The organism is Methylocystis borbori (genome assembly GCF_036576025.1).
Classification (GTDB): Bacteria; Pseudomonadota; Alphaproteobacteria; order Rhizobiales; family Beijerinckiaceae; genus Methylocystis; species Methylocystis borbori.
In genome coordinates this window covers 18,633-28,952 of sequence record NZ_JAZHYN010000042.1, presented here as the reverse complement: position 1 = coordinate 28,952, position 10,320 = coordinate 18,633, and the positions used below count along the sequence as shown (strand labels likewise).

Here is a 10,320-nt window from a genome sequence, read left to right as displayed (position 1 = left end):
GCTCCGCCGCGTCGGCGTCACGCGCTCGACTGCGACGGCGCGGCCCCTGCGGTCGGCGACGGCGCCGCGCGTGATGCGCGCGCGCGGCCCGCTCTCTCCCTGTTCGGCGCGCTCCTTGCGCAAGGCCGACACATGTTTGCGCGGCCGCTTGTCGATCCGCTCGCGCTGCTCCTGCTTTTCGGCGGGCGTCGTCTCGCGCAGCGGCGCGGCGAAATCCGCGCCCGCGAGTTCGGCGAGCGCCTTGCCCAATTGCTCGCGCAAGGTCTTGAGCCGCACTTCCTCGACCGCGCCCTCCGCGAGATCGCCGAGCTGGAATGGCCCGTAGGAGATGCGAATGAGCCGCGTCACGTCGAGAGTCAAATGCGCCATCACGCGCTTGATCTCGCGATTCTTGCCTTCCGTCAGGCTCATCGCGATCCAGGCGTTGGCGCCTTGCACGCGCTCGAGCCGCGCCTCGATCGGCGCGTAGCGCACGTCATCGACCGTCACGCCTTCGCCGAGCGCGTCGAGTTGCGCCTGGTCGATCGCCCCATGAACGCGCACGCGATAGCGCCGCGTCCAGCCGGTCGCCGGCAATTCCAGCGTGCGCGCAAGGCCGCCGTCATTGGTGAGCAGCAGCAGGCCTTCGGTATTGATGTCGAGCCGCCCGACGCTGACGAGGCGCGGCAGATCGGGATGGCGTTCTTGGAGATAGGAGAAGACCGTCGCGCGGCCTTCCTCGTCGCGCGCGCTGGTGACATAGCCTGCGGGCTTATGAAAGAGAAAGAGCCGCGTGCGCTCGCGCTCTTGCATCGGCGCGCCGTCGATTTGAATTTTGTCCGTCTCGCGCACATTGAAGGCGGGGCTCGTCAATACGCGGCCGTTGACGGCGACGCGGCCTTCCGCGATCCAGCTCTCCGCGTCGCGGCGCGAGCATACGCCCGCGCGCGCCATGACCTTGGCGATTCTCTCGCCAGCGAAGGCTTTTTCCCGGGGCGCGGCTTCAGGCGCGGCGGCGCGCTTCTCGACAGGGCGCTTCCCGCGCTCGCTTTCGGCGCGCGGCCGGGCGGGCTTGTCGAAGCGAGGCTTGTCGAATCGGGGCTTTGTCGGCCTGGCGTCCTTGCGCGTGGCGGCGTTCGGCGTCGGAGCCTCTTGGGCGCGTCGACGCAGGGGCCGGTCGCCGTCCTTGGGCGCCGGACGCTTATTGCGGTTCTTTTCTGTCATGCGTTCTGATAGCAGGCGGGGCGGGCGCTTTGAAGCGCCATTGCGCGAGAGCCGCTCATATGAATCTCAACGATCCTTTCGCCGCCGCTTTCGAGAAGGCGCGGGCGGCCGCGCAAGCCGGCGAAGTGCCGGTCGGCGCCGCGCTCGCGCGCGCGGGCGTCGTGATCGCCGCCGCCGGCAACCGCACGCTGCGCGACAGGGATCCGACCGCCCACGCCGAAATGCTGGTCATTCGCCAGGCCGCCGCCACGCTGGGCTCCGAGCGTCTCGTCGATTGCGATCTCTATGTGACGCTGGAGCCCTGCGCCATGTGCGCCGCCGCCATCTCCTTCGCGCGCATCAGGCGGCTCTATTTCGCCGCTTCCGATCCGAAAGGCGGCGCGGTCGAGCATGGGCCGCGCTTCTTCGCCCAGCCTACCTGCCATCACGCGCCGGAGGTCTATGGCGGCATCCGCGAGAGCGAGGCGGCGCGGATGTTGCGCGATTTCTTTCAGGCGCGGCGCTAAAGCGCGCTCTGACTTTCGAAGCGGAGGGCGGATGCGATCCGCTTCAAACGATCCTGCTCCGAGCGTCGAGCCGCAAAGCCGCCTGCGCCAGCCCGTTGCGCAGCGCCTCCCGGCAGGCGTCGCCGGCGGCGAAAATGCGCGAAGCCTTGAAAAGATCGAGCGCGAGATATTGATGCACTTCCGGACGGATCAGAACGTCCGGCGGCCGCTCCGCGATCATGCGCGAACTAATGGCGTTCATCATGATCTGGCTCGCGACGATCATCGTCTCGAAGGCCGAGGGCGCCCCCTTGCCGGTCTCGACGCCCAAATTGCCGGAAACGTCGACGGCGACGACGATGTCGGCCAGTCCCCACAGATGGTCGTAGGGCAGCGGATTGACGAGGCCGCCGTCGACGAAATAGCCGTGATCGCTCGCCGCCGCCCGCACGACGCCCGGTATCGCCATGGATCCGGCGATGGCGGGACGTATCGGTCCGGTCGCGAAGACGGCCTCGATCCTGCGGCGAAAGTCGGTCGCGACCACCTGCAGCGGAATGCGCAAATCCTCGAAGCGCTCCGGCACGCCCTCCGGCCAGAAGGCTTCGAGAAAACGTTCCCCGTCGATCAGCAGCGGGTGGGCGACGCGTGAGAGCAGTCGTTTGCGCCCGCGCGCCCGCGCATGCAGAAGCTTGCGCGCGAGCCTGATGCGATTTTTCAATATGCCCTGCGTATGGGCGCGCAGCTGCGCCCCGGAAAAGCCCGCGGCATAGGCGGCGCCGATGATCGCGCCGATCGAGGCGCCGGCGATGGCGACGGGCCGCACGCCCAGCGCGTCGAGCTCCTCAAGAACGCAGATATGGGCGAGGCCGCGCGCGCCGCCGCCGCCGAGGGCGAGGGCGACGCTTCTGCCGCGATAAAGGCTCACAGGAACTTCTCCAGCGCCGCGAGCGTCTCGGCGGGCGCTTCATCCATCGGATAAAGGCCCGCGTCGATCCGCGCCTCGGCGACATCGTCGCCCCATTCGCGCCAGGCGGCGATGAGCGAGGGGCCGCTCGCGGGGAAAGTCGTTTCGCTGGCGACAATGAGCGTCGGCGTCGTGAGCTTTTTACCCTCGGCCTTGTCGGCCGTGAGCCTTTCGCGATCGATCGTGGCGCCCGCGCGGAAATCTTCGCAAAAAGCATGGATGCGCGCCGGATCGTTGAAGGCCTGTCGATAGGCCGCGAGCGCAGTAGCTTCGAAGACCTCGAGCGATTGCGCCTTCGTCGAGTTTTTCAGCGCATCGTCGAGAAAGCCCAATGGATCGAGTTCGATCAATTGTTCGGGCTTTGGCGCCTCGGCCGAAAGAAAACGCGCGCGGCCGACGCGCTGCAAATCCCCGCCGCCGAAATCGTCGTCGATCGGCGCGATGTCGATCAGCGCGAGTTTCGTCAGCCGCTCGGGCTGATCGAGGGCGAGGCGCAGCCCGACCCGCGCGCCCCTGTCATGGCCGACGAGCGCGAAGCGGATATGGCCGAGCGCCTCCATGACCGCGACGACGTCGCCGGCCATTTCGCGTTTCGCATAGTTCTCGCCCTTCTCGCTCGCGGGGACCGCCGACCAGCCATAGCCGCGCAAATCCATGGCGACGACGGCGAAGCGCTTCGCCAGCGCCGGCGCGATATGGCGCCAGGCGACATGCGTCTGGCCGAAGCCATGCAGCAGGACGAGCGGCGGACCCTCGCCATGGGCGCGCGCGAATATTTTTCCGGCCTGCGTATCGATCCAATGCGACGCGAAGCCAGGGAAGAGATCGAGCGGTTCGGACATAGGTTGAAGCCATCTCCTTGATTGCGACAGGCGCGTCGGCGCAGGAATGTTATACTGTTGCGGCAGCGGCGGCTCGATAAATATGGCATTGTTCAAGCGTCAAGCGACAATGTCACGAAGATGAGAGCTTTGTTGGCTTGCCAAGGCTTGCGCCGCGCTCCAGATTTGAGCGCGGTCAAGCAAACGAAGTCAAAAAGAAATATCAAACCGCAGCCAACGCGAAGGGAGAACGACATGGCAAGCCAGATCGTCAGCGAGGTAACGGCCGCGAACGACGCTTATGTCGCAAGTTTCGGCAAGAAAAGCGAATTGGCGCTGCCGCCCGCGCGGCGCTTCGCCATTCTCACCTGCATGGACGCCCGTCTCGATCCCGCGAAATACGCCGGCCTTTCCGAAGGCGACGCGCATGTGATCCGCAACGCTGGGGGCCGCGCGTCCGACGACGCCATTCGCTCCCTCATCATCTCGCACAAGCTGCTCGGCACGCTCGAATGGTTCGTGATTCATCACACCAATTGCGGCATGGAGCTCTTCAGCGACGAGATTATGGCCGATCTCCTCGACGACAGCCTCGCGACGGCGAGCTTCGACGGCAAGAACTGGTCGAACCCGCAGCATGGCGGGGGCTGCTCCGGCGGCCATTTCATCAAATGGCACACCATCAAGTCGCAGGAAGAAAGCGTCACGCAGGACGTGAAGCGCATCCGCAGCCATCCGCTCACGCCCAAGAACATCCCCATCTACGGCTATATCTATGATGTGAAGACCGGCAAGATTAACGAAGTTCCCGAAGCGACGGCGGCCGGCCGCGCGGCCTGAGCGGCGGCGCGCCGCTCGGAGCCGGTGAAAGGTTGGGAATGGCATCGGACTGGATCGACGACGCGCCCTTGCTGCGCGGGCTTGACGCCGCCACGAAAGCCATGTTGCGCGCCGGCGCGCTGCGCAAGGAGTTTGCGCGCGGCGCGGTCCTGTTTCGCCCGGGCGACCGGTGCGGGCATTTTCCGCTCATCCTTTCCGGCTCGGTGCGCGTGCAGCGCGTGACGGAATCGGGCCGCGAGATCGTGCTCTACCGCGTCGGCGCGAATGAAACCTGCATTCTGACCACCGCGTCGCTGCTCTCGGGCGAGGCTTACGCGGCCGAGGGCGTGGCGGAGACCGACGTCGTCGCCTATCTCGCGCCGGCCGACCGCTTCGCCGCGCTGATGAACGCGTCGGAGGGGTTTCGCGGCCTCGTCTTCGAGGGCTATAGCCGGCGAATCGCGACGCTGATGGCGCGCATCGAAGAGCTTGTCTGCACGCGCATCAATGTGCGCCTCGCCGATCGTCTTCTTGCGCTGAGCGACGCCGGCGACAAGATCGCCGTAACGCAGCAGGCGCTCGCCGCCGACCTTGGGACGGCGCGCGAAGTCGTCGGCCGCACGTTGAAGGCGTTTGAGCGATCCGGCTGGGTCAAATTGTCGCGAGGCTGCGCCGAAATCGTCGACGCGGCCGCGCTCAGATCGCTCTGCGGCGCGGAGCGCGATTGAGTCGGCGCGCGCTAAGGCGGCGGTCGGTTTGGCTTATGCGCGCCGGCGCGTGTCAATGGCAGGTTTCTTGCCTATAATTCGGCCCCAAGACGCCGGCTCGCGCCGGACGACGACATGTCGCATCCCTTAATTACGTTCGGCGAGTATGCCTGAGCGCGCTGCGAAAAAGTGGAAGCCGGTTTTCGTGGACGGCGATATGGAGAAGAACGTCATGCGAATGACTCCTCTCGCGCGTGAGATCGGCGTCGCGCTGATCGTCAAACTGATGGCGCTCATCGCGCTATACGTTTTGTTCTTCTCTCCCGCGCATCGCGTCAGGGTGACGCCGGCGGAGATGGCGGAGATATTCTCCGCCGCCCCCGCCGCCCGCTGAGATTTGACTGGAGCGATTGGATGTTCGACCTCGACGTCGTTACGCTGTCACGCCTGCAATTCGCGTTGACGGCGCTTTATCACTTCCTCTTCGTGCCGCTGACGCTCGGGCTCTCGCTGCTCCTCGCCATCATGGAGAGCGTCTATGTCATGACGGGCCGCGCAGTGTGGCGCGAGGCGACGCAGTTCTGGGGAACGCTGTTCGGGATCAATTTCGCGATGGGCGTCGCGACCGGCGTCACCATGGAGTTCCAGTTCGGCACGAACTGGGCTTATTACTCGCATTTCGTCGGCGATATTTTCGGCGCGCCGCTCGCCATAGAAGGGCTGATGGCCTTTTTTCTCGAAGCGACCTTCGTCGGCCTCTTCTTTTTCGGCTGGAAGCGGCTGAGCAAAGTGCAACATCTCGTGGTCACCTGGCTCGTGGCGCTTGGCTCCAATTTCTCCGCCCTTTGGATTCTCGTCGCCAACTCCTGGATGTTGAATCCGGTCGGGGCCGAGTTCAATCCGCAGACCATGCGCATGGAGCTTTCGTCCTTCCAGGAGATTCTGTTCAATCCCGTCGCGCAGTCGAAATTCGTGCATACGGTCTCCGCCGGCTATGTCACCGGCGCGATGTTCGTCATGTCGATCGGCGCCTATTACATGCTGCGGGGGCGCCATCTCGACATCGCCCGCCGCTCGCTCACGGTCGCGGCGAGCTTCGGCCTCGCCTCTGCGCTTTCCGTCGTCGTGCTCGGCGACGAGAGCGGTTATACGGCCGGCGAGAACCAGAAGATGAAAATCGCCGCGATCGAAGCGATGTGGGAGACCGAGCCGCCGCCCGCCTCCTTCACGCTGTTCGGCTTTCCCGATCTTAAGACCGAGACGACGCGCTATGAGATCCAAATTCCCTATGTGCTAGGGCTGATCGCGACGCGCTCGCTGGACAAGCCCGTCGAGGGGATCAGGCCGCTTGTCGCACATGCGGAAGCGCGCATTCGCAAGGGATTGCCGGCTTATCAGTGGCTGGCGAAGGAAGGCGGGCGGGCCCACGCCTCGATTCCCGCGGAGCTGGAATCCTCCATAAAGGATGTCGGCTATTCGCTGCTCCTCAAGCGCATTCGCCCCGACATCGAAAACGCCGACGACGCTCAAATTCACGCCGCCGCGGCCTCGACGGTGCCGGACGTGCCCGTGCTGTTCTGGTCGTTTCGCGTCATGGTCGCGCTCGGCTTCTATTTCATCGCTCTCTTCGCGCTCGCTTTCTATCTTTCGAGCCGGCGCAATTTCAGGAAGCGATGGTTCCTCTGGCTCGCTTTTCTCAGCCTGCCGCTCCCCTGGATCGCGGCTGAGCTTGGCTGGATCGTCGCGGAATATGGGCGACAGCCCTGGATCATCGACGGGGTGATGCCGACCTTCGTCGGCGTGTCGAATATTCCCGCGTCGAATGTCGCGGCGAGTCTCGCGGCCTTCGTGCTCTTCTATAGCGCGCTCGCCATCGTCGACGTCGCGCTCATCGTCAAATATGTGCGCATCGGGCCGCACCCGGCCAACTGAGAAAGGCGCGTTCGATGTTCGATTATATGACGCTTCGTCTCATCTGGTGGGCGCTGCTCGGCGCGCTGCTCGTCGGCTTCGCCATTCTAGACGGCTTCGACCTCGGCGTCGCCATGCTGCATCCTTTCGTCGGACGCGGCGACGCCCAGCGGCGCGTCGCCATCAATACGATCGGCCCGGTATGGGAAGGCAATCAGGTCTGGTTCATTCTGGGCGGCGGCGCCGTCTTCGCCGCCTGGCCGCCGCTGTACGCCGTCTCCTTCTCGGGTTTTTACCTGGCGATGCTGCTCGTGCTGCTCGGCTTCATCCTGCGGCCGGTGGCGCTCACCTTCCGCTCCAAGCGCGAGTCGCCTCGTTGGCGCGAAAGCTGGGACTGGCTGTTCTTCGTCTCGGGCTTCGTTCCCTCGCTGATCTTCGGCGTCGCTTTCGGCAATCTGCTGCAGGGCGCGCCTTTCCATTTCGATCAGACGATGCGCGTCTTCTATGAAGGCGGGCTGCTCGGCCTGCTCAATCCCTTCGCTTTGCTCTGCGGCCTCGTCAGCGTCGCTATGCTGGTCATGCAGGGGGCGGCCTGGCTGAGCGTCAAGAGCGAAGGCGAGGTCGCGGCGCGCGCGCGCCGCTGCGGCGCCTTCGCCGCGATCCTGCTCGTGCTCCTGATTTCAGCCGCAGGCCTCTGGACCATGGTCGGCGTCGAGGGCTTTCGCATCGCGAGCGCCGTCGATCCGGCGGGGCCGGCGAATCCGCTTCTCAAGACAGTGACGCGGGAGGCGGGCGCCTGGCTCGACAATTATCGCGCCTATCCCTGGATGATCGCGGCGCCCGCCGCCGCCTATGCGGGGGCGCTCCTCGGCGCGCTGGCGCTGGCGCTGGGCGGCAGGGTCCTCGCTTTGCTTGCGACCAGCCTCTCCGTCCCCGGCGTCGTCACCATGGCGGGCTTCAGCATGTTTCCCTTCCTGCTGCCGTCGTCCACGCATCCGAGCCAGAGCCTGACGGTGTGGGACGCCTCGTCGAGCAAGGCGACTCTCTCGCTCATGCTGTTCGTCGTCGTCGTCTTTCTGCCCATCGTGCTCGCCTATACGAGCTGGGTCTATTACGTTCTGCGCGGCCCGGTGAGCGAAGCGGCGGTGCGGCGCGGCGACGACTATTACTATTGAGGGGGAGGCCGCCGCATGTGGTACTTTTCGTGGATTTTGGGGCTGGGCCTCGCCTGCGCCTTCGCCATTCTCAACGCCATGTGGCTGGAGCTTGACGAAGAGGACATCAAGAACGGCAAGAATGGGCGCGACGAAGAGCCGCGCCGCGACAGCGACTTAGTCACTGAAGGCGCGCGCCGCGAGGGTTAGTCTTCCATGCTTACCTCTAGTCGGCGCGGCTGCGCGCGCGGCCCAAAATCTTTCGAAGGGGATTCCCCATGGAAGCCAATGTTGGAAAAACCGACCGCATCATTCGCATCGTGGCCGGACTCGCCCTTTTGAGCCTTATCTTCATCGGCCCTAAAACGTGGTGGGGCCTGATCGGCGTCGTCCCGCTCGCCACGGCCTTTATCAATTTCTGTCCCGCCTATCGGCTGCTGGGCTTCAATACGCTCGGCAAATAGGCGCGCCGGCGAGTAAATCCGTCCGCGCCTAGAGCGAGGCCGTTCTCGACGTAAGCGCGCTTCCGCTTCAAACGGTCCTGCCTAAGGCCACGGCGCATGGCGGTCGGCATCGATAGGAAATGACGCCTGGCGGCGAGGCGTTTTGCATGACTGAAACGGCGATCACTTTTCATGCGCGCGGCATGCATTGCCATGGCTGCGAGCGCGTCATCGAAGCCGCCGTGAGGAAGCTCGGCGGCGTGCGCCGCGTCGCGGCGGACTATCCGACAGAGACGGTCGTCGTCGATTACGACCCCGAAGCGACGAGCTTTGGCGCAATCCGCGACAGCGTGGAGAAGAACGGATACCGCGTCGTCCGGACGGAAGAGGCGCGGCGCTCCCGCTCGCCCGCCGTCAGATTCGCCGTCGCCGCGGCTGCTCTCGCGGGACTCGCGGCGCTCATCCTTTTCGATACGCGCTGGATCAGCGCCGAGGGCGAAGCCGATGTCGCCCGTCATATGAGTCTTGGCCTTATCTTCCTTTTGGGGCTGCTGACCGGATTTCACTGCATCGGCATGTGCGGCGGCTTCGTCGTGAGCTATGTCGCGAGAGACGCGAGCCTGGGGCGCTCGTCGATTCTTTCCCATCTCGCCTATGGCGCGGGCAAGACGCTCTCTTACACCACGATCGGCGCGGCCTTCGGCTGGTTTGGCGCCTTCATCGCCTTCACGCCCATGCTGCGCGGGTTCGCCGGCGTCGCGGCGGGCGCTTTCCTCATCGTCTTCGGCCTCAATATGCTGGGCCTCTTCGCGCCGCTGCGGCGCTTCCGGCTCGGCTTGCCGCCGGCTCTGGACCGATGGGTGAATCGCGAGACGAGCGGGCGCCATCAGCCCTTCGTCATCGGCCTGCTGAATGGATTGATGATCGCCTGCGGCCCGTTGCAGGCGATGTATGTGATGGCGGCCGGAACCGGCAGCCCGGTCGAAGGCGCGAAGACGCTTTTCGTCTTTGGCCTCGGCACGCTGCCGGTGATGCTCGCTTTTGGCGCGCTTGCGTCGGTTCTCTCCAGCGCCGTGACGCATCGTCTGCTGACGGCGTCCGGCGTGATTGTCGTCGCGCTCGGCGCGGTGATGATCAATCGCGGATTGATTCTTACAGGCTCCGGCGCCGATCTCGCGTCGTTATTTGCAAGCCTGCAACGTCCCGCGATCGTCGCGCCGCTTTCGCCGGCGAATGAGGAGACGGCGCCGCCCGCGACGCAGACGATCGAGATGACCGCCGACCGTCTCGGCTATCAGCCCGACCATTTTACGCTCCAGCGCGGGGTTCCGGTCAAATGGGTCATCAACGCGACCGAGATCACGACCTGCAACAACCGAATTCTCGTTCCCGCCCTCAAGCTCGAATTCAATCTCAAGCCCGGCCTTCAGACCATCGAATTCACGCCGCAGCAGACCGGGGTCATTCCCTGGAGCTGCTGGATGGGCATGATGCGCGGCAGTTTCGAGGTCGTCGATTCCGCGCCGCCGGCTCCGGCGACGCCATCGCCGCAGGCCGCGGCGCAGCCGACCGAAGCCGCTCCGCCTGTTGCGGAAGCGGCGCCCATTTACAGGGTAGGGCGGGGCGATACGCTGCGCGCCATCGCCAAGAAACTCTACGGCGAAGAAAGCCGCTGGCGCGACATCGCCGCCGCCAATCCTTCGCTCAATCCGAAAAAACTGCGCGCCGGACAGACGCTCAACTTGCCGCCGGGGGCAAAACCCTGACGCGGGGCGTTCGCGAGACGCGCTCTATTTCGCATGACCATGGA

General features: G+C 65.1%; 12 protein-coding genes. 9 read left to right on the top strand and 3 right to left on the bottom strand.

What is annotated here, in order from left to right; translation table 11 throughout:
• The coding region (locus V3H18_RS13035; RefSeq protein ID WP_332082503.1) for a pseudouridine synthase at positions 1-1,203 on the bottom strand (1,203 nt) is incomplete at its 3' end.
• 59 nt (positions 1,204-1,262) lie between these two features.
• On the opposite strand from V3H18_RS13035, the gene V3H18_RS13030 reads away from it, so the two are divergent.
• Entirely contained in the window at positions 1,263-1,709 is a 447-nt protein-coding gene (locus tag V3H18_RS13030; protein WP_332082502.1) for a nucleoside deaminase, read from the top strand.
• A gap of 43 nt (positions 1,710-1,752) precedes the next feature.
• Here the strand turns inward: V3H18_RS13030 and V3H18_RS13025 are convergent, their stop codons facing one another.
• Together V3H18_RS13025 and V3H18_RS13020 are read right to left on the bottom strand one after the other, a co-directional pair.
• A complete protein-coding gene (locus V3H18_RS13025) occupies positions 1,753-2,616 on the bottom strand; it encodes a patatin-like phospholipase family protein (RefSeq protein ID WP_332082501.1) in 864 nt (287 codons plus the stop codon).
• The gene (locus tag V3H18_RS13020) at positions 2,613-3,497 is read right to left on the bottom strand and encodes an alpha/beta fold hydrolase (protein WP_332082500.1); all 885 of its coding nucleotides are present in this window, start codon (positions 3,495-3,497) and stop codon (positions 2,613-2,615) included. The genes V3H18_RS13025 and V3H18_RS13020 overlap by 4 nt, the downstream gene beginning before the upstream one ends.
• A 234-nt stretch (positions 3,498-3,731) precedes the next feature.
• Between V3H18_RS13020 and V3H18_RS13015 the strand changes: the two genes are divergently transcribed.
• The 8 genes from V3H18_RS13015 (at position 3,732) to V3H18_RS12980 (ending at position 10,276) form a co-directional block, all read left to right on the top strand.
• Positions 3,732-4,316, top strand: coding sequence for a beta-class carbonic anhydrase (locus V3H18_RS13015; protein ID WP_332082499.1), 585 nt, complete (start codon positions 3,732-3,734; stop codon positions 4,314-4,316).
• Positions 4,317-4,354: 38 nt separating this feature from the next.
• Positions 4,355-5,023, top strand: coding sequence for a Crp/Fnr family transcriptional regulator (locus V3H18_RS13010; RefSeq protein ID WP_332082498.1), 669 nt, complete (start codon positions 4,355-4,357; stop codon positions 5,021-5,023).
• A gap of 211 nt (positions 5,024-5,234) precedes the next feature.
• Entirely contained in the window at positions 5,235-5,396 is a 162-nt protein-coding gene (gene cydP, locus V3H18_RS13005) for a cytochrome oxidase putative small subunit CydP (RefSeq protein ID WP_332082497.1), read from the top strand.
• Positions 5,397-5,416: 20 nt separating this feature from the next.
• On the top strand, positions 5,417-6,934 hold the full coding sequence (locus V3H18_RS13000) for a cytochrome ubiquinol oxidase subunit I (protein WP_332082496.1): 1,518 nt from the start codon (positions 5,417-5,419) through the stop codon (positions 6,932-6,934).
• Between the two features lie 14 nt (positions 6,935-6,948).
• Complete coding sequence (gene cydB, locus V3H18_RS12995) at positions 6,949-8,088, top strand: cytochrome d ubiquinol oxidase subunit II (RefSeq protein WP_332082495.1); 1,140 nt, start codon at positions 6,949-6,951, stop codon at positions 8,086-8,088.
• 15 nt (positions 8,089-8,103) lie between these two features.
• Positions 8,104-8,277, top strand: coding sequence for a cytochrome bd-I oxidase subunit CydX (gene cydX / locus V3H18_RS12990; protein WP_332082494.1), 174 nt, complete (start codon positions 8,104-8,106; stop codon positions 8,275-8,277).
• Positions 8,278-8,345: 68 nt separating this feature from the next.
• Positions 8,346-8,531: a YgaP family membrane protein gene (locus tag V3H18_RS12985; protein WP_332082493.1), complete on the top strand. Its 186-nt coding sequence runs from the start codon at positions 8,346-8,348 to the stop codon at positions 8,529-8,531.
• A gap of 146 nt (positions 8,532-8,677) precedes the next feature.
• Positions 8,678-10,276 carry an urease accessory protein UreH domain-containing protein gene (locus V3H18_RS12980; protein WP_332082492.1) on the top strand — a complete coding sequence of 533 codons (1,599 nt, stop codon included), beginning with the start codon at positions 8,678-8,680 and terminating at the stop codon, positions 10,274-10,276.
• Positions 10,277-10,320 lie beyond the last annotated feature (44 nt).

What these genes read in the sequence shown, in the direction of transcription:
- cydP (WP_332082497.1), top strand. Translation starts at nt 5,235, where the DNA reads ATGCGAATGACTCCTCTCGCGCGTGAGATCGGCGTCGCGCTGATCGTC.
- V3H18_RS13010 (WP_332082498.1), top strand. Translation starts at nt 4,355, where the DNA reads ATGGCATCGGACTGGATCGACGACGCGCCCTTGCTGCGCGGGCTTGAC.
- V3H18_RS13030 (WP_332082502.1), top strand. Translation starts at nt 1,263, where the DNA reads ATGAATCTCAACGATCCTTTCGCCGCCGCTTTCGAGAAGGCGCGGGCG.
- cydB (WP_332082495.1), top strand. Translation starts at nt 6,949, where the DNA reads ATGTTCGATTATATGACGCTTCGTCTCATCTGGTGGGCGCTGCTCGGC.
- V3H18_RS13000 (WP_332082496.1), top strand. Translation starts at nt 5,417, where the DNA reads ATGTTCGACCTCGACGTCGTTACGCTGTCACGCCTGCAATTCGCGTTG.
- V3H18_RS12980 (WP_332082492.1), top strand. Translation starts at nt 8,678, where the DNA reads ATGACTGAAACGGCGATCACTTTTCATGCGCGCGGCATGCATTGCCAT.
- cydX (WP_332082494.1), top strand. Translation starts at nt 8,104, where the DNA reads ATGTGGTACTTTTCGTGGATTTTGGGGCTGGGCCTCGCCTGCGCCTTC.
- V3H18_RS12985 (WP_332082493.1), top strand. Translation starts at nt 8,346, where the DNA reads ATGGAAGCCAATGTTGGAAAAACCGACCGCATCATTCGCATCGTGGCC.
- V3H18_RS13015 (WP_332082499.1), top strand. Translation starts at nt 3,732, where the DNA reads ATGGCAAGCCAGATCGTCAGCGAGGTAACGGCCGCGAACGACGCTTAT.
- V3H18_RS13020 (WP_332082500.1), bottom strand. Translation starts at nt 3,497, where the DNA reads ATGTCCGAACCGCTCGATCTCTTCCCTGGCTTCGCGTCGCATTGGATC.